Source organism: Roseiflexus sp. (assembly GCF_057785375.1).
The window spans coordinates 14710-32285 of record NZ_JBYNRX010000054.1; the positions used below are offsets into that span (position 1 = coordinate 14710).

Sequence of the window (17576 nt, forward strand, 5' to 3'; positions counted from 1 at the left end):
GAATGACAGCTTCGTCTGTTATCTATTCGTGGATCAACACGATTGCCGATCCTTCTTCTGGCAGAGTGTCGAACTGGAGACCGACACACATCAGGTCGGCGCCGCTGATCTGCGCCTGACGCCCGGTGTCGATCCACGAAAGGGTGTATGTCCGATCAGGGTTCAGGTGTTTCAACCGCAGCGCCCGCGACGGCTCTCCGCCCGGCAGGCGAAAAGCGGCAATCAGATGCTCGCGACCATCGGGCATGCGGTACTGAAATCCAGCCCAGCGATCGCCGCGCCCCTCGCCGAGCGGTTGCCCGGTCAGGCGGTACAGGTCTGCTTCACGCACAAAGCGCCGCATGACGGTTTTGTAGAACTGAATGTGTTCCGTGTACCGCTGTGCGACCCATTCCGGCAGATCGGGGAGACGCTGTGAAAAGCCGAAGCGTCGCAGCATCGAAATGCGGGTGTAAAAATCGACCTGATGCGGCTGAAGCGTCGGATCGCGCGGATTGAACCTCTGGCTCGGATGCTCTGCGAATGCCCACTCGCAATAGCCCCAGTGCAGGCAGGCGTCTGGCGCGAGCATACAGGTCGCGCCCCAGAACACCTGCAAACTATGTTCGGGCCAGTCCGGATCGCTCAAAAACGCCATGTGAGTGCGGCGCGCAATACCCGCATCGATGCGCAACCCGCCCGACGAGCAATTTTCCAGCACCACCTCGGGATGCGCGGCGCGCAACCGGTCGAGCAGCGCGTAATACCCGCGATAGTGAGCATATAACCCGTCTCCGGCGCCATGCCCGTGATCGGTGCGGTTGCACCCGGCGCCGGGATTGAGATTGAAATCCAGTTTGATCCAGTTGCATCCATACTCGCGCACAAGGCGGTCGAGCGTCTCGAATGCCCACTGCTGCGCCGCCGGATTTCCCAGGCAGACATACCCGAGGCGTTCGCCGTCGCGCATGGCGACAAACGCCGGGCGCCGCTCCGCCAGCCGCGCGTGGGCGCCGAGGCCCTCGATTTCGCACCAGATACCGAAACGCATGCCATGCGTATGAACATAATCCGCGAGTGTGCGAATACCAGACGGGAAGCGCACGCTATTGACCATATCCCAGTCGCCGCGCTGTTCGTACCAGTGCGTCCCAGCATCCGCAGCGCCGAACCATCCGGCGTCAAGGGTGCACACCTCGATGCCCAGGCGCGCCGCGACATCAACGTTGGCGCGGAACGTCGCCTCATCGAGCGCGCGGTCTTCGTATGCCCACCAGTGATTCCACTCGACCGGCAACGCATCCGCCAGTGCGTTGTGCGGATACCAGAACTTCCGTCCCAGACGCGCAAACTGAACAGCGGTCTCGTCGAGATCATCGCCCTTTGCGAACGCCAGAACCACCGGCGGCGCTTCGACCGCTGTTCCTGGCGCGAGATCGACGGCGAACTCCCAATTGTGCAGCCCGCCCGACAGGACAACAGCGCCATCCAGCCGCGGCGTCAGCCGCACGACCCAGTTGCCCGACCACGCAACCATGCCGGACGTCAATGAGCGACCGTTGCGTATCAGCGTGAACCAGGGATGATGGCCGTGCGATGATCGTCCAGAACGACTTTCGAGCAGTGTGGCGCTGCTGAGGGGGGCGCACTGCGGTCCGAACTCTGCGCCCCACGCACCGGTGAAGGTGCAGAGTTCATAGATGCCGGGCGGAAGATCGAGCGCCAGCGAGTCCAGTCGGGTCACGCGATGCGGCGCTTCGCTCTCATTCCGCACAACAATCCACGTCTCCAGCACTTGAGCGTCGGCATACATCGCCACGTGATACTCAACGACAATCCCGGAAGCGGCATACGCCAGTTCGAGACAGACATGCCGCATGCCAGACGGCGCCTCATACTCCGACACGCGCCGTACCTGTGCGCCTGGCGTCTGTGCATCGAGCAACTGTCCATCAACCACCGCCGCAAAAAGCGCCGACGAATCCAGCGCCCATGGTGTATCCGCCAGTCCAAGCCTGACCAGCGCGATGCGCGGAACGAGGCGCAGCAGGCAGGACATTCCGGCAGCGGAGAGATCGAGCGTGGCAGGAATGATCACGAGACGTTCCTTTGAGATCGCGCCGCCGTCCTCTCATGACGGGTGACACGAATGCGATCTTTCAAATACTCGATAGACTGATCATCGATGCGGAACTCGATCACCACGTCAGGTCGCCGACTGGTCAGTTCCGCCAGAGCAGGGACACAGTTGTGCGTCACCACCAGATGATCACAGATGCGCGCCACACGGCGGACATCATCGTGTGCGTCGATCCGCGCAGTTATGACCTGCGCTGTTGGTTGATAAATCAGAATGGTGTATTCCAGCGAACGAGCGGTATCTGGCAGCGTGCACACCAGCCCGATCCGCGGTTTTGTCAGCCGTGCAATACGGAGCAGGGACTCAGGCGAAGGGCGCGTATCGACGCCGATCACCCGATCCCGATAGGGCGCCAACGCTTGCAATACCTCCGCGAGATGGTGGAAGGTCGTCACAATCAGATCGTATTTTTGAGCGAATGCGTCAACGTCCTGGCGCAATTCATCGAGCAAGCCGGCGCCGATTGGCACACCGGTCAGGCACGACAGATCGTGGCTCAGCGTGGTGCTATCGTAGGAGTTGCATTCGAGGAAGCGGATCGTCAGATCGCTTTCGCCATACACCTCTTCGATCAGCGCCGTGATGTCGGCGAGCAGTTGCTGGCGCGTCATCCCTGCCGACATTGCCTGCCACACAACGTCGCGCGCCTGCTGCCGCACGTACTCCAGCGGCGCGGCAGTGGTTGCGATGCGGGTGACGATCGGTGATCGCCGGTCGGCGCGCATCTCGAGCATACCGAGTTTGCGCAATTCCTGGCAGGCTTTGTTCACCGTGTTGCGGTTTGCGCCGAATTCTTCAGCCAGTTTCCGCACCGGCGGCAACGTTTCGCCAGGGTGATACACGCCATGACTGATACGCCAGATCAGCGCGCGCTGAATGTCTTTGGTGGAGATGCGCTCCTTTGTCACTGTTCGACTACTCCGTCGGTTTGTCTTATGGCATAGGATATGAGACATATGCATAGTACGCGAGAATAGCAGTCGTGTCAAGACGTCGAGATGTCGAGGGGGCAGTCATGCATTGCCAGGAACCATCGCGTTCCTGGCAGACGGCGCCGCGCGGACGTGAACGCCCGCGCTGAGCGCACGAAGCCCGGCGTCAGCGGGGCTGGCTCAGGATCTGCGTCCCCGCCGGGGCGAGGGCGCGGCAGCGCCCTTCGTGCGCTCAGCCCGACGGTTTAGCGTCGGGCGGTACGGCGGGCTGCCGCCTGACACATCATGCCTGCATCCAGATGTCGAGCGCACCGGTTGACACGCGGCACATTTCGTTCTACTGTATTAGGAACGCCGCTCCCTATGTTATGAATCTTGCGAACGAGGCTATGACAGGCGCTTTGCTGAACCGGTTGGCATTCGTTGCCGCCAATGTCGTGGTGATGATCATCCTTCACGGCAATTCACGTCAGTGGTGGCCCAAAATCCCTTACCTCAGCCTGCGCGACGAGAGCGTTGGCGAGCATACCCGGCTGCTCTTCAACACCCTGGCGGTGGTCACTGTCGGGCAGGCGTTGATCGGGCGGCTGCCGCGCACCCGCTGGTTGCCGCGTGCTCTGACCCTCGGCGTGATACCGGCGCTGCTGCCGGGATTGATCTGGCTGGGGCAGCATGGATTGCGACTGAAGGGCGCGATCGCCGAGCGCTACAATCTCGCGCTTGTGCCGATTCTGCCTATTGCTGCCGTTGTGGTGGAAGATTGCCTTGCCGCTGTGTTGAACGATGCAGATGAGGCGGTGTCCGCAGCAGTGGATCGGTAGACCACGCGATGGATCCGGCAGGAAAAGTTGTGATTATCACGGGTGCGTCGAGTGGGATTGGCGCAGCAACCGCGCACGCCCTCGTCGCTGCGGGTGCGCACGTTGTGCTGACCGCGCGCGACACTGCGCGCCTTGATGACCTTGCCCGCCGGTTGAATGGGCGCGCGCGCGCCATTCCGGCAAACGTCGCCGATCCGATGGAAGTGCAGCGTCTCGTGGCAAAAGTCATCACCACCTATCAGCGCATCGATGTGGTGATCAACAATGCCGGCGTCGGTCTGGCAGCGCCGGTGGCGCGCCTGCAACCCGCCGATCTGCGCGCTGCGCTGGATGTCAACCTGTTCGGTCCGCTGTATCTGACACAGGCGGCGCTTCCGTATATGCGGCGCGCCCGGCGCGGGCAGATCATCTTCGTCTCCTCGGTTGTCGGCTTGCGGGCGCTGCCCTATGCCGGCGGCTATGCGGCAACCAAAGCGGCGCTCGACCGGTTGAGCGAGGCATTGCGGGTCGAACTGCGCGGCAGCGGCATTACTGTGACACTGGTGCGACCGGGAACGACGCGCACGGCATTCAACACGCGCCGCCTCGGCGTCCACGGCGACCTGCGACGCTTCAATCCGCCCGGCATTGCGCCGGAACGGGTGGCAGAAACGATGGTGCGCGCCATCCGCCATGAGCCGTGTGTTGCGTATGCCACGTGGAGCGACCGCCTGACGGTGGGGATGGCGTTGCTGCTTCCCCGGCTGGCGGACTGGCTGCTGGCGCATCTGTTTGTGTGGCGAGACTCTGAAGGGAAAGGCGTTTCGTATGCGAATCCTGAGCGCTGACGATGTGCGGCGTGCAGTGACGATGCCCGCTGCAATCGATGCGGTTGCTTCTGCGTTTGTCCAACTCTCAACCGGACGTGCTGTCGTGCCGCTACGCGCACATCTCCAGCAACGCGCCCACGAGTCGCACACGTTTGTGATGCCGGCGGTGCTGGAAGAAAGCAGCGGGTTGGGCTTGAAGGTGGTGTCGGTCTTTCCGCACAATGCAGCCCGTCACGGGTTGCCGCGCATTCACGCAATCGTAACCATGCTCGATGCCACAACCGGACGACCGGCGGCGGTGCTCGAAGGATCGTATCTGACGGCATTGCGCACCGGTGCAGCATCGGGCGCAGCCACTCGCGCGCTTGCCCGCGCAGACTCACGGGTGCTGGCGGTGATTGGCGCCGGGGCGCAGGCGCCCCATCAGGTCGAAGCGGTGTGCGCCGTGCGCCCGATCGAGCGGGTGATCATTGTGAACCGCAACCGTGAGCGTGCCGAACGTATGGTGGCATGGCTGCGCGAACGCTCGATCACGCCTGACATCGACATCGTTTCGTCCGCTTCGGCGGCTATCCCGCATGCGGATGTCATCTGTTGCGCAACCTCCTCGCCGACGCCGGTCTTCGACGATGCCGACCTGCGCCCTGGAACCCACATCAACGGCATTGGCTCCTTCACGCCGCGCATGGTCGAAGTGCCGCCGGAAACCGTTGGGCGGGCATACATCGTGGTGGATCAGCAGACTGCGGCGTGGGCTGAAGCGGGCGATCTCCAGCATGCGCGCAATCTGGGTTTGCTCGATGAGACGCAGACCGTCGAATTAGGCGCGGTGCTCGCCGGTCGGTCGCCGGCGCGCACGAGCGATGAGCAGATCACGTTCTTCAAATCGGTCGGCAATGCCGTACAGGATATTGCCGTTGCGCAACTGGCGCTGCGCGAGGCGGAACGACTCGGTCTGGGAGTCGAGGTGACGCTGTAAAGGCGGGAATGCTTTGCCTGTTGCGTTGCGGGGTTCGCTGCTCACTCGCGCGCGCGCTTGCCGAGTTCATCGCCGCGCCAGCGGATGTTGCCGCGCAACAGGAGGTTGGAAGCGTTGAGTTTGTACGCCAGATCGCGCGCCAGGTTGCGCATGACCACAAACCCGATCCGCGGGTTGTGTTCTGCCAGCGCATCGAAATCCAGCGCCCGCATCACGATGAGCACCGTCGGCTCATTGGCGGAGACGGCTGCCGTGCGCGCCGCACCGCCGAGCAATGCCTGCTCGCCGAAGCATTGACCAGGATAGAGGGTGTTGATCGTCGAGGGTGCAGTTGTTCCGTCCGACAGACGGGTGGTGATCATGACCCGCACCGTTCCTTCGTGAACGATATACAACTCATCTCCGGTATCGCCTTCATTGAAGATCGTTTGACCGGCAGGCGCACGCAGCGCCTTGCACAACCTGGCGACCTGCACCAACTCATCGTCACTCAACCCGGCAAAGATCTCGACTTTGCGCAGATTGTCGATCACGCGCGCACTCATCTGCATCTCCCGGTATCGATGCCGCCTGCATTCAAGTTTCGGGTACAATAAGTATAGCACGAAAGCAAGCGTCGTTACAGATCCGGGGAGACACTGCATCTATGGGCAGGCAATCACGTGCGAAACGCGCACGTCGCGAACATGCAACATACCTGGCAACCGTCAGCAATTGTGAAGGAACGTGGCTCGAACGTCCGCCGGATGCCGAGGAGCAGGCGAAGATCGACTCAGCCGGCAAAATTTTGCGCCGTTTTCGCATGCAGGCGCTGCAGCTCGGCGCCGATCAGGAAGCGTTCAACCAGTTCAGCCTCGAACTCTTCCGCGACGAGCGCTTCACGCCGCTGCATTTCAGTGATGACCTGATCGACATGATCCTCGATGAAATCGGCGAGCCGCCGGTTGTCGAAGACGAAAACGATCCGTCATTCACCAACTACCTGTTGCGCGCGTTGGGGGTTGTCGCCTCATCGCGGGTGCGTCGCGCCATGGCGGAACAGGCGCGTCGCTTCCTGCCGCAGTACGTGGCTGCCGGGCAGTATAAAGAGGCATTGACGATTGAGCACAATTGCTACATGACGGTTATGAGCGACGCGGCGACGCCGCTGCTGGTGCAGATGCTCGTTAGCGGCCTGGCGCGCTACTACGAGGAGCACGAAGGTGACAGTCATATGGGATGAGCCGGGATGGCGAGCGCTGCCAGTGTTTCTGGCGCTGCCAGCGCCGTTGGCACAGGTGACAGTCACACGGGATGAGCCGGGATGGCGAGCGCTGCCAGCGCCGTTGGCGTAGTAATGGACGTGACTGTCACCGGTGAGTCGCTGTTGGCGCTAATACGACGGCGGCTCATCGGTAATTGCAGTGATGCGCCACCCATCCGGCGTGTTGACCACGACCACATACAGCTGATTGGGACCGGATTTCCAGCGTGTGGGAAGATCGGGAACCGGCGACGCCTCGACGGTAATGCCGTAGATCAGGCGCTGGTCAGCGGCGATCACTGAGTCGATGTTCGTCACGTTGAGCGACTCCACTGCCAGCGTTGTGCTCTCGAACATCTCGAACGTTGTATTCGCCTGCATTGCCGGCGCGAGCAGCGCCCATGCGTCCGCCGCACGGCGTTCACCGAATGCTGCGAAGTAGGAACGAAGCGTCTGCTCGGCGGCAGTCACATTCGCTGCCGCCGGCGCCCCAGAGGAGACGCCAGCAACCGGCTCAGGAGTCACCGTCGCACCGGACAGTTGAGCGGCTGTTGCCGGTTCGACTTGCGCCTCACGGCCTTCTGCAACTGCTGTCAAAACGACGGCTGCCGTCGCATACGCTGGAGAGACCGGCGTGTTCGTCGGCGCAATGCTGAGCCGCGTCGCCTGCCCGCATCCAATCAGCGCGCCAACGAGCAACACTCCTGCAATCCAGTTGCATCGATACGGCATATGCGCCTCCATCACTGGATGGTGTTGTGATGATGGTAGTATACCACGCTCATCAAGGAATGACTCGTATCCGACGTTTACGCCCGAATCATTCATCACAGAAGCGCAGAGGGCGCAGCGTTCCCACTTCAATGTTCAACATTCTTAGGGGCGCCCACACGGGGCGCCCCTACTGGCAACGCTCAACACACCTTCCGGCGCGTCGTGCTGCTGCTGGCGTGACTGACGCCCCCACAAGGGGCGTCTCTACTGGCAACGCTCAACACGCAACGTTCAACGTTCGCACGGGTGTATGGACGTGCATCGATGCCTGTAACCTGCTAACCTTCAACCTTCCCGCCTGCAACCTTCAACGCCCATACCGCCACCAGTAGTAGTGCTGCCCGACATTCCCCATCTCAACGCGGAAGGCGGGCGGGTTCGCCGGGTTGTAGGTCAGCACGCGCCGCTCAAAGACCTGGAACAGGATCGGTCGCTCGACGCCGCCAACCTTCACCTTGACCCAGTACGCGCCCGTCACCGGCAGTCCGAAGACATAGAGCGGATCGTACACCTTCGCAACGACATAGCGCCCATTCTCGTAGACCAGACCGCTCTGGTTCATGAAGTCCAGGAATGCGCGGGCCACGCCATGGTTGTTGGGTCCGAGCAACAACATCGTCGCCGGGTCGTTGACATAGTCATTGAAACCGGTGATGCTGCCATCCGGGTTGATGAAGCCAGTCGCTGGGCGATTCAGATCGTTCGGGTTGACGGCGCCAGGGTTCTGATAGAAGCGGATCAGATCGGCGTAGGTCGGGAATTGATCTGGATCGCCAATTGCCGTAATCCGCGCGGGCAGACGCCATTCGAACAGGTTGTACCCCACTTGCATCCGTCCGGTCATCATCTCAATCGGCAATAACCCATTTGTGACATACCAGGGCGAGAAGGGGTTGGCCGTTGGATCGTTGATCTCCATGCGGCTCTTGTCGAAGTACTGCACCACGCGCATGCCCTCGAAACCTTCAACCAGCGGTTCACGCATTGCCGCAGTGTTTGGCGCGGGTCCCCATGTCCATGATCGCCCGCTGATCTGCTCGGCGACGGGTCGATCCTGGCGCTCCCAGACCCGGCGGAACGCATCATTGCCAAAGGGTGGCGCCGAGGCGGATGCGGGCATTGCCGCCGCCAGCATCGTGATGATCAGGAGGGGAACCAGAAAAACCATGCGTCGCATCGTAGCGTCCTTTCTGCGCATCATCGCGCCGGGCGCCGGTTGATACGATGGAGGGGAAAGCAGGAGAAATGCAGCTCAAACCGGCGCCGCTCTTTTCAGGCTGGCGCACTGAGGATCGCCAGCCATGCCAGGATGGGGCGAACCCCCCATCTAATTGCACAGTATAGCGCGTGTACGTGCAACAGGAAGAGAAGAAATCATCACACCAGGGGAACGGACAGACTCCAACACATTGTGTTCATACGCCGCTCCAGGCAGAGAACCCGCCGTCCACCGGCACAACAACGCCGTTGACGAAGGCGGCGCCTGGTCCGCAGAGCCAGATCAACGTCGCCGCCAGATCATCCGGAGCGCCAAAACGCCCGGCGGGCGTATGCGCAATGACGCTCGCGCCACGCGCCGTCAATGACCCATCGGGGTTGAGCAGCAACGAACGGTTCTGCTCGCCGATGAAGAACCCCGGTGCAATCGCATTGACCCGCAACCCTGAACCATACCGCCGTGCCAGTTCGACCGCCATCCAGCGTGTCAGGTTTTCAACGGCCGCCTTGGCGACGCCGTAGCCGGCGACGCGGGTCAGCGGGCGGTGCGCCGCCATCGAGGAGATGTTGATAATGATCCCCTGCCCGCCAGCCGCAATCATGGCTGCGCCAAAGATGAGCGATGGCAGCAGGGCGCCGATCAGGTTCAGATCAACGACGGCGCGAAAGGCTTCGGGATCGAGGTCAAGGAGCGCCGCATCGGGGGCAAGCGTTGCACCCGGCATGTTGCCGCCTGCGGCATTCACCAGAATATCGACCTGTCTCCAGCGTTCCAGAATGGTTGCGCAGGCATGTTCGACCTGCGCCCGGTCGCGCACATCGGCGCTGAGTGCCAGTGCATTGCCGCCGGCGGCTTCGAGAGCGGCGGCGACGGCGTGTGCCGGTTCAAGGCGACGGGCGAGAATGGCGACCCGCGCGCCAACGCGCGCCAACGCCTGCGCCATAGCAGCGCCCAAAGCGCCGCTGCCGCCGGTCACCACTGCCACCTTCCCCTCCAGACCAAACAGGGAGCGAAGAAATGGTTCGGACATCACGCACTCTCCAGAGAGTTGCCGGGCATGGTACCATAGGTGGGGGGCAAGAGGTGAGAGGCGAGAGGTGAGAGGTGAGAGGCGAGAGGCGAGAGGCGAGAGGTGAGAGGCGAGAGGCGAGAGGCGAGAGGTGAGAGGCGAGAGGTGAGAGGTGAGAGGTGAGAGGTGAGAGGTGAGAGGTGAGAGACGAGAGGTGAGAGGCGAGAGGTGAGAGGTGAGAGGTGAGAGGCGAGAGGCGAGAGGCGAGAGGTGAGAGGCAGGAGGTGAGAGGCAGGAGGTGAGAGGCAGGAGGTGAGAGGTTTACAGGCGGGAAGGTGGCAGGTGGAATTGCCCCTTGGTGCGCCTTCGTGTCCCTGGTGGATAACCGGGGCAGGCATAGGAAGCGGGAAGGTGGAAGGTGGAATTGCCCCTTGGTGCGCCTTCGTGTCCTTGGTGGATAACAGGAGCAGGCATAGGAAGCGGGAAGGTGGAAGGTGGGGCGGAGGAAACGTTAAGGGTCGCAGATGGCGGCACGAAGGAGCGTTGCATCGCCGCGTTCCTGGGCGCGTTGAACAGAGGGCGCGGGAGGTTTGCAGATGCGAAGGCGGGAACGTTGAGGGTAAAGACATACCCGACCCTTGAGGTCTTTGCCGTCGACCGCGCGTTGCGATGGACTATCGCAAGCCGAACATACCCCGCCTGTGGCAGGTGCGTCGCATGACCTCAAGGGTCTTGGCGGTGATTGTAATAATGAAGGACACGCCATGAACTTCATCCGTGACACCCTGAGCCGCCCACGCCCGCCGAGCGTCAGGCGCTCAATGCAACTGCCGCGTCGCGTGGCGTACTACCCCTCGCCAGTCGATTGGCGCGACGAGGTGATCTACTTTCTCCTCGTCGACCGGTTCAGCGATGGTCAGGAAGAGACCAGACCACTGCTCGACCGACGCTACCTGGCGGCGTCGCGACCAGCGTCGCCCAACGGCGAGCCGTGGCGCTGGGACCGCTGGGCAGAGTCAGGCGGCGAACGGTTTCAGGGCGGCACTCTGCGCGGCGTGATCTCGAAACTCGGCTACCTGCAACGGCTCGGCATCACTACCCTGTGGCTCAGCCCGGTCTGCAAGCAACGCGGTCACCTGAACACCTACCACGGCTATGCCATCCAGGATTTTCTCGATGTCGATCCGCGTTTTGGCACGCGCCAGGACCTGGTCGATCTCGTGAGCGCCGCGCACGAACGTGGGATGCGCGTGTTGCTCGACATTGTGTTCCAGCACTCCGGTCCCAACTGGCGTTATCCGCCGGATGTCCCTGGCGGCGCGGAGATGCCGCGCTACACGACCGGACGCTATCCGTTCGGCAGTTGGGTTGATGCCACGGGTGCGCCGCTCCTCGGCGTGCCCGATGTCGATGATGCCGCGTGGCCCGATGAGGTGCGCAATGTCGAGTATTACACGCGGGCCGGCGCTGGCGACCTGGGCGCCGGTGACCTCGATGATCCGGCGGCAGAGCACAAGCGCTCCGATTTCTTTACACTGCGCGACATCAATCTCGATGCGCCGGGCGCACTGACCGACCTGGCGCTCTGCTACAAATACTGGATTGCGCTCACCGATTGCGATGGTTTTCGTATCGATACGCTCAAACATGTCTCGTTCGAGCAGGCGCGCAACTTTTGCGGCACGATCAAGGAGTTCGCCGCCAACCTGGGCAAAACCAACTTCTTCCTGATCGGCGAGGTGGCAGGCGGCGATTTTGCGGCGACGCGCTACCTGGAGGCGCTGGAACGCAACCTGAACGCTGCGCTCGACATTGGCGACATGCGGCTGGCGCTGGGGAATGTGGCGAAGGGTCTGGCGCCGGCGCGCGCCTATTTCGACGGGTTTGTGCCCGGATTGGCTGTCATGGGGTCGCATCGCAACCTCGGCAGCCGACACGTCTCGATCATCGATGACCATGATCACGTCGTCGGCGCAAAACTTCGCTTCTCGACGGATGTGATGTCACAGCATCAGGCGGCGGCAGCAACCGCGCTGCAACTCTTCACGCTTGGCATTCCGTGCATCTACTACGGCACCGAACAGGCGTTTGGCGGTCCTGAGCCGTCGGAACGGCAGTGGCTGCCGGAGTGGGGCCGCGCCGACCGTTACCTGCGCGAGGCAATGTTTGGTCCATTGCACCCACGCGCCCCGGGCCGCGCCGGGCTTGACCCGCAGGCGCGCGATACGGCGCTGCCGGGGTTCGGACCTTTCGGCACCGCCGGACGCCACTGTTTCGACGAGCGGTTTCCGGTCTATGTGCGGATCGCGGCGCTGACCGCATTGCGCGCTGCCTATCCGGTGTTGCGCCACGGGCGACAATACCTGCGCCCGATCTCGAATTTCAACCAGCCGTTCGCTTTTCCGTCAGCCGGAGAGATTGTCGCCTGGTCGCGCATCCTCGACGACGAAGAGGCGTTGTGCGTCATCAATCCGCACGGCGTATTCGCGCGCGGCGGTGATGTCGTGGTCGATGCCGCGCTGAACCGTCCCGGCGACACGCTGACCGTCATCCTCAATACAGCGCAGGCTGCCGATCCGCTGGGATACGCCGGACCGCACCCGGTCGGCGAGCGCCTGCCGGTGCGGCAACGCAATGGTGCGTCGTATGTGGAAATCCGCAACCTGCCGCCAGCCGAAACGCTGGTGCTGACCAATCGACCATAACCCAGGAGAGGCGCCGCTGTGCAGTTCTACTGCCCGGTCTGTTTCGCGGAGATCACCGCGGATCAACAGGATGCGCCGTGCCCCGTGTGCGGCGCGACGCCTGCTGAATGGCGCCAGCGCGATTACACCGATCGCCTCATCCATGCGCTGCGGCATCCCAACCCCGAAGTGCGCATGGGCGCCATCATCTCGCTCGGCAACCGGCGCGAACCGCGGGCAGCCATTCCGCTTGCCGAATGCGCGCTGGCGCACCCGATTGACGTCGTTCAGGGGCTTGCAATTGTAGAAGCGCTCCGTACCATCAAGCCATCGCCGGAGCGCAACCGGGCGCTGGAGATGCTCGCCGGGCATCCCGCGCGCGCCGTGCGGCGGGCGGTGGCGCGGGAGAAGGTGGGAGGCACGAGGTGAGAGGCACGAGGTGAGAGGCGCGAGGTGAGAGGCACGAGGCGGCGCATTCCTGCGCACCCCGCGTCCAAGCACGATTTGTCAGGCGACAACTGGACGCTCAGCCCGGCGCTGAACCGTCGGGCTGAGCGTACGAAGGGCGCTGCCGCGCCCTCGCCCCGGTGTGGACGCATGCCCGGAGCCAGCCCCGCGTCAGCGGGGCTTCGTTCGCTCAGCGCGGACGTTCACGTCCGCGCGTATGCTGACAATGCATGCCTGCACCCGCGCACCCGGGTCCAGGCATGCATTGTCAGGCGGCAAGAAAACGCGTCCCTGCTGCGCTGCGCCTGGGCTGGCGACTGAAGTCGCGCCGGGCAGGCGTTCCGCCGGGCGTTCACCTGCGTGGACGCCGCCGTTCCCGTCCGCGGAGGCGGACGGTCGGCCGCAGGACCACCAGGTGCGATTTCAATCGCTGGCAGCCGCAGCGTCGTTTCCTGACACATCATGCCTGCACCCCGCGCACCCCCGCCGATTTGCCCGCCCCCTGCTTGTATGCTATACTACCAGACGGCGCGCTGCGGCGCGCTTCATTACACACATTGCTCTATCGCCGCCTCTCCTGCCGGCACAAGTCGGTTGTGCGGCGCATTCAGGAGTAATGGAGGCATTCGTCGGGCAGGTGAGCGCCTGTCTGTCTGAAGCACAAGGAGGAGTTCTGGCATGACGCAGGGAGCGCAGCGGCTCGTGTCGATGCGAGCGTTGCTCGAATCAGGAGCGCATTTCGGGCATCAGACCAAGCGCTGGAACCCGAAAATGCGGCCGTACATCTTTACAGCGCGCAACGGCATTCACATCATCGATCTGCAAAAGACGATCACCGGTCTGGCGGCAGCGTATCAGTTTATTGTGGACACCGTCGCGGCAGGTAACAAAGTGCTGTTCGTCGGCACCAAGAAACAGGCGCAGGAAACGATTGCCGAAGAGGCGACGCGCGCCGGGCAGTTCTACGTCACCCAGCGCTGGCTGGGGGGGACGCTGACCAACTTCGTGACCATTCGGAAGCGGTTGCGCTACCTGAATGACCTCGAAGAACAACGCGCGCGCGGCGAGTTCAACAAACTGACAAAGGCTGAAGCGCTCAAGCGCGACGCGGAGATCGAAAAACTCAACAAGATCTTCGGCGGCATCAAAACGATGGATCGACTGCCAGGCGCACTGTTCATTATCGACCCGCATAAAGAAGATCTTGCGGTCAAAGAAGCCAACAAGGTCGACATTCCAATTGTGGCGATGGTTGATACCAACTGTGATCCTGACTTGATCGATTATGTCATTCCATGCAACGATGATGCAATCCGCAGCATCCGTCTGATCGCCACGAAAATCGCCGATGCCGCCATCGAGGGGCAGAACCGGCGTGAGTCGCTCCAGGCTGATATGGCGCCCTCCGGGCCGTATGAGCAAGATGAAACGGAACACGTGATCGCCGGGGAATCCGAGGCGGTCGAGTAACACAGTGGTGAAAGAGACGCAAGGAAGACTGAAGGCAGCAACGCCGCCTTTGATCTTCCCTGTTTTTATGTCAGAGAGAAGGAGTCATCGTGGCTGAGATTACCGCTCAAATGGTGAAGGAACTGCGCGAGCGCACCGGTGCAGGCGTGAAGGAGTGCAAAGATATTCTCGAACAAACCAACGGCGACTTCGAGAAGGCGATCGAGGAGCTGCGCAAACGAGGTTTGCGTGTCAGCGACAAGGTCGCCGGGCGCGAGGCGAAGGAGGGGCGCATCGAGGTCTATATCCATCACGGCGCACGGGTGGCGGCGATGGTCGAACTGAACTGCGAAACCGATTTCGTGGCGCGCACCGATGATTTCATTCAATTGGCGCGCGACATTGCCATGCAGGTTGCTGCAATGAACCCGCGCTACGTCCGTGCCGAAGATGTACCGGAGAGTGAAATCGGCGCCAGCGGGCTGTTGCCCGAGCAGTTCTATCGAGAGCAAGTGTTGCTGAAACAGGTGTTCATCAAGGACTCTTCGCAGACGATTGAGGAAAAGATCCAGGCTGCGGTTGCGAAAATCCGTGAGAACATCGTTGTGCGGCGCTTCGTTCGGTACGAAATCGGTGGTTGAGGGCCTGTCTGCATACCCCTGCGCTACGGTCATTGCGAGGCGCGCCGCTTGTAGCAAGCGTAGTGCGGCTGAAGCAATCTCCCCGCACGACAGGAGATTACTTCGCTTCACTCGCGATGACATCCAGCTATCAGGTGTTCGGACAGGCTCTCAGCGCAATACCCTCAAACAAGGAAGACATGCCATCATCAATGGATCTCGAGCGCGGAGTCTTTGCGCCTTTGTGTGAGCTTATGTGAAAGGTAGCGGCTCGAAGCCGTGTACTCGTCGGAATAGCAGTCGCGCCTGGTATGTGGAGGCATCATGGCCGAACCTCGATATCGCCGCATTCTGCTCAAACTGAGCGGCGAGGCGCTCGCAGGCGGCGGCGCTCACTCAATCGATCCACAGATGCTCGAGTATTACGCGCAGGAGATTGAGCGGGTGCTGCGGCTTGGCGTACAGGTGGCAGTGGTACTGGGCGGAGGGAATATCTGGCGCGGCAATCAGGCGATTGCGCGCGGGATGGACGCGGCGCAGTCGCACTATATGGGCATGCTGGCGACGATCATCAATGCTCTGGCGCTCCAGGACGCACTGGAGCGTCGTGGCGTCTTTACACGAGCAATGACTGCGATTAAAATGGACGAAGTCGCCGAGCCGTACATCCGCCGACGCGCCACGCGCCATCTGGAGAAGGGGCGCGTCATCATCCTCGCCGCTGGCACAGGCAACCCATATTTCACGACCGATAGCGCAGCGGCGCTGCGCGCGGCGGAGATCCGCGCCGAGATTATTTTGATGGCAAAGAATGGCGTCGATGGCGTTTATAGCGCTGATCCGCGTCGGTACCCGGACGCAAAACGCTTCGAGTACATCAGTTATATGGAAGCGTTGAGCCGCGGGCTTACGGTGATGGATAGCACCGCGCTGACGTTCTGTATGGATAACAGTATTCCCATCATTGTGTTCGATCCGCTGACGCCGGGAAATATCGAGCGGATCGTCCTGGGAGAGCACGTTGGCACGCTGGTCAGCAGCCATCCGTCACAGTAGCGAAGGAAACGAGGAAACGTATGGTCAACGATGTCCTGCGTGAGGCTGAAAGTCGAATGAAAAAAGCGACAGAGGCGCTGCGCAACCATCTGGCGACGATCCGCACCGGACGGGCGTCGCCGGCGCTGGTCGAGCATCTGCACGTTGAAGCGTATGGCGCCATGCTGCCGCTGAACCAGCTCGCGACCATTACCGTCCCTGAGCCGCGCATGCTGGTGATCCAACCGTTCGACGCCAATACCGTCAAGGCGATTTCCAAAGCGATCATGAACTCCGAACTCGGGATTACCCCAACGGACGATGGCCGGCTGATCCGTCTGGCAATCCCGCAGTTGACGGAGGCGCGACGCAAGGATCTGACAAAACTGGTGCGCACGCGGGTCGAGGAGTCGAAAGTGGCGCTGCGCAACATCCGCCGTGAAGCGCTGGAAGATTTGCGCGATCTTGAGCACGAAAAGATGATCTCGGAGGACGAGCATCGCCGCGCTCAGGAAAAGTTGCAGGAATTGACCGATCGCTATGTGAGAGAACTCGATCACATTGGCGCCACAAAAGAAGCCGAAGTGATGGAAATCTGATCGGTGTGCCATCAGACGGTGCACGCCGTAGCACATCCACGTCCCCTGGTGCGCCGCCTGTGCGGTTTCTTCAGCGCCGATGCCCGGCTCGACAGTTCGATTTCGTGATAGGATACTGCTGACATGTCGCAGCGCGCACGCATTCCCCGGCATATTGCTATCATCATGGACGGGAATGGTCGCTGGGCGCGCCAGCGCCATTTGCCTCGTCTCGCCGGTCATCGCGCCGGTACGGAGAATATTCGCCGGATCGTGACCGAGTGCGCTGAGCAGGGGGTGCACTACCTGACGCTCTATGCGTTTTCGACCGAAAATTGGTCGCGGCCGTCGGCGGAAGTCGATGGCTTGATGCGCATTTTGAGCGATTTTATCGACCGCGAGACGATCAATCTGCATCGCGAAGGCGCGCGCCTGCGGCATCTCGGGCGCCTCGACAATATCTCCGCCGAATTGCGACAGAAGATCCTCGATGCAATCGAACTGACGCGCCACAATTCCCGGATTACCCTGGCGGTCGCGTTCAATTATGGCGGACGCGCCGATATCGTCGATGCAGTGCGCGAGTTGATTGCGCTTGGCGTTAAGGCCGATGAAGTGACAGAAGAGATGATCAACGATCATCTCTCGACCCGCGGTATGCCCGATCCCGACCTGATCATTCGCACCAGCGGCGAGTGGCGCCTCTCGAATTTCTTGATCTGGCAGGCGGCGTACAGCGAATACTGGACAACGCCGGTGTACTGGCCCGATTTCAGCCCTGAACATCTGCGTCAGGCGATTTACGACTATGGACAACGCGAACGCCGCTTCGGCGGACTCTCAGAGGAATCCTAGCGC

At 61.8% G+C, this 17576-nt stretch carries 18 protein-coding genes; 12 read left to right on the forward strand and 6 right to left on the reverse strand.

The window, feature by feature from the left end; genetic code table 11:
• Positions 1-22: 22 nt before the first annotated feature.
• Positions 23-2077 (reverse strand): alpha-galactosidase, encoded by a 2055-nt coding sequence (locus tag AC3EA7_RS09350; RefSeq protein WP_488613778.1) that lies wholly within the window; start codon positions 2075-2077, stop codon positions 23-25.
• Positions 2074-3027, reverse strand: a complete 954-nt coding sequence (locus AC3EA7_RS09355) for a GntR family transcriptional regulator (RefSeq protein ID WP_488613779.1) — start codon at positions 3025-3027, stop codon at positions 2074-2076. The genes AC3EA7_RS09350 and AC3EA7_RS09355 overlap by 4 nt, the downstream gene beginning before the upstream one ends.
• Positions 3028-3440: 413 nt before the next feature.
• On the opposite strand from AC3EA7_RS09355, the gene AC3EA7_RS09360 reads away from it, so the two are divergent.
• The 3 genes from AC3EA7_RS09360 to AC3EA7_RS09370 are packed head-to-tail and all read left to right on the forward strand — an operon-like array spanning position 3441 to position 5660.
• Positions 3441-3872 (forward strand): hypothetical protein, encoded by a 432-nt coding sequence (locus tag AC3EA7_RS09360; protein WP_488613780.1) that lies wholly within the window; start codon positions 3441-3443, stop codon positions 3870-3872.
• 29 nt (positions 3873-3901) lie between these two features.
• Positions 3902-4699, forward strand: a complete 798-nt coding sequence (locus AC3EA7_RS09365) for an SDR family NAD(P)-dependent oxidoreductase (RefSeq protein ID WP_488613781.1) — start codon at positions 3902-3904, stop codon at positions 4697-4699.
• Complete coding sequence (locus tag AC3EA7_RS09370) at positions 4680-5660, forward strand: ornithine cyclodeaminase family protein (protein WP_488613782.1); 981 nt, start codon at positions 4680-4682, stop codon at positions 5658-5660. Before AC3EA7_RS09365 ends, AC3EA7_RS09370 begins: the two co-directional genes overlap by 20 nt.
• Before the next feature lie 41 nt (positions 5661-5701).
• On the opposite strand, the gene AC3EA7_RS09375 is transcribed toward AC3EA7_RS09370, so the two are convergent.
• A complete protein-coding gene (locus AC3EA7_RS09375) occupies positions 5702-6205 on the reverse strand; it encodes a Crp/Fnr family transcriptional regulator (RefSeq protein ID WP_488613783.1) in 504 nt (167 codons plus the stop codon).
• A 101-nt stretch (positions 6206-6306) separates the two neighbouring features.
• On the opposite strand from AC3EA7_RS09375, the gene AC3EA7_RS09380 reads away from it, so the two are divergent.
• Together AC3EA7_RS09380 and AC3EA7_RS09385 are read left to right on the forward strand one after the other, a co-directional pair.
• Complete coding sequence (locus AC3EA7_RS09380) at positions 6307-6882, forward strand: hypothetical protein (protein ID WP_488613784.1); 576 nt, start codon at positions 6307-6309, stop codon at positions 6880-6882.
• Positions 6863-6994: a hypothetical protein gene (locus AC3EA7_RS09385; RefSeq protein ID WP_488613785.1), complete on the forward strand. Its 132-nt coding sequence runs from the start codon at positions 6863-6865 to the stop codon at positions 6992-6994. Before AC3EA7_RS09380 ends, AC3EA7_RS09385 begins: the two co-directional genes overlap by 20 nt.
• 38 nt (positions 6995-7032) lie before the next feature.
• Here AC3EA7_RS09385 and AC3EA7_RS09390 read toward each other — a convergent pair whose 3' ends face one another.
• The 3 genes from AC3EA7_RS09390 to AC3EA7_RS09400 all read right to left on the reverse strand — a co-directional run bounded on the left by AC3EA7_RS09390 (position 7033) and on the right by AC3EA7_RS09400 (position 9926).
• The gene (locus AC3EA7_RS09390; protein ID WP_488613786.1) at positions 7033-7635 is read right to left on the reverse strand and encodes a hypothetical protein; all 603 of its coding nucleotides are present in this window, start codon (positions 7633-7635) and stop codon (positions 7033-7035) included.
• Positions 7636-7984: 349 nt separating this feature from the next.
• Positions 7985-8854, reverse strand: a complete 870-nt coding sequence (locus AC3EA7_RS09395) for a hypothetical protein (protein ID WP_488613787.1) — start codon at positions 8852-8854, stop codon at positions 7985-7987.
• Between the two features lie 238 nt (positions 8855-9092).
• On the reverse strand, positions 9093-9926 hold the full coding sequence (locus AC3EA7_RS09400; protein ID WP_488613788.1) for an SDR family oxidoreductase: 834 nt from the start codon (positions 9924-9926) through the stop codon (positions 9093-9095).
• Between the two features lie 743 nt (positions 9927-10669).
• On the opposite strand from AC3EA7_RS09400, the gene AC3EA7_RS09405 reads away from it, so the two are divergent.
• The 7 genes from AC3EA7_RS09405 (at position 10670) to uppS (ending at position 17573) form a co-directional block, all read left to right on the forward strand.
• On the forward strand, positions 10670-12610 hold the full coding sequence (locus AC3EA7_RS09405; RefSeq protein WP_488613789.1) for an alpha-amylase family glycosyl hydrolase: 1941 nt from the start codon (positions 10670-10672) through the stop codon (positions 12608-12610).
• An 18-nt stretch (positions 12611-12628) separates the two neighbouring features.
• On the forward strand, positions 12629-13018 hold the full coding sequence (locus AC3EA7_RS09410) for a HEAT repeat domain-containing protein (protein WP_488613790.1): 390 nt from the start codon (positions 12629-12631) through the stop codon (positions 13016-13018).
• Positions 13019-13714: 696 nt separating this feature from the next.
• Complete coding sequence (gene rpsB, locus AC3EA7_RS09415; protein ID WP_488613791.1) at positions 13715-14506, forward strand: 30S ribosomal protein S2; 792 nt, start codon at positions 13715-13717, stop codon at positions 14504-14506.
• Positions 14507-14595: 89 nt separating this feature from the next.
• Positions 14596-15126, forward strand: coding sequence for a translation elongation factor Ts (gene tsf / locus AC3EA7_RS09420; protein ID WP_488613792.1), 531 nt, complete (start codon positions 14596-14598; stop codon positions 15124-15126).
• 303 nt (positions 15127-15429) lie between these two features.
• Positions 15430-16161 (forward strand): UMP kinase, encoded by a 732-nt coding sequence (gene pyrH, locus AC3EA7_RS09425; protein ID WP_488613793.1) that lies wholly within the window; start codon positions 15430-15432, stop codon positions 16159-16161.
• A gap of 20 nt (positions 16162-16181) precedes the next feature.
• Positions 16182-16739, forward strand: a complete 558-nt coding sequence (gene frr, locus AC3EA7_RS09430) for a ribosome recycling factor (protein ID WP_488613794.1) — start codon at positions 16182-16184, stop codon at positions 16737-16739.
• 123 nt (positions 16740-16862) lie between these two features.
• Complete coding sequence (uppS, locus tag AC3EA7_RS09435) at positions 16863-17573, forward strand: undecaprenyl pyrophosphate synthase (RefSeq protein ID WP_488613795.1); 711 nt, start codon at positions 16863-16865, stop codon at positions 17571-17573.
• The last annotated feature ends 3 nt before the right edge of the window (positions 17574-17576 follow it).

Bases quoted from the DNA above. Each gene is read 5' to 3' on its own strand.
- AC3EA7_RS09360 (WP_488613780.1), top strand. From the start codon at position 3,441: ATGACAGGCGCTTTGCTGAACCGGTTGGCATTCGTTGCCGCCAATGTC.
- AC3EA7_RS09370 (WP_488613782.1), top strand. From the start codon at position 4,680: ATGCGAATCCTGAGCGCTGACGATGTGCGGCGTGCAGTGACGATGCCC.
- AC3EA7_RS09375 (WP_488613783.1), bottom strand. From the start codon at position 6,205: ATGAGTGCGCGCGTGATCGACAATCTGCGCAAAGTCGAGATCTTTGCC.
- AC3EA7_RS09380 (WP_488613784.1), top strand. From the start codon at position 6,307: ATGGGCAGGCAATCACGTGCGAAACGCGCACGTCGCGAACATGCAACA.
- AC3EA7_RS09390 (WP_488613786.1), bottom strand. From the start codon at position 7,635: ATGCCGTATCGATGCAACTGGATTGCAGGAGTGTTGCTCGTTGGCGCG.
- AC3EA7_RS09395 (WP_488613787.1), bottom strand. From the start codon at position 8,854: ATGCGACGCATGGTTTTTCTGGTTCCCCTCCTGATCATCACGATGCTG.
- AC3EA7_RS09400 (WP_488613788.1), bottom strand. From the start codon at position 9,926: ATGTCCGAACCATTTCTTCGCTCCCTGTTTGGTCTGGAGGGGAAGGTG.
- AC3EA7_RS09405 (WP_488613789.1), top strand. From the start codon at position 10,670: ATGAACTTCATCCGTGACACCCTGAGCCGCCCACGCCCGCCGAGCGTC.
- rpsB (WP_488613791.1), top strand. From the start codon at position 13,715: ATGACGCAGGGAGCGCAGCGGCTCGTGTCGATGCGAGCGTTGCTCGAA.
- pyrH (WP_488613793.1), top strand. From the start codon at position 15,430: ATGGCCGAACCTCGATATCGCCGCATTCTGCTCAAACTGAGCGGCGAG.
- frr (WP_488613794.1), top strand. From the start codon at position 16,182: ATGGTCAACGATGTCCTGCGTGAGGCTGAAAGTCGAATGAAAAAAGCG.
- uppS (WP_488613795.1), top strand. From the start codon at position 16,863: ATGTCGCAGCGCGCACGCATTCCCCGGCATATTGCTATCATCATGGAC.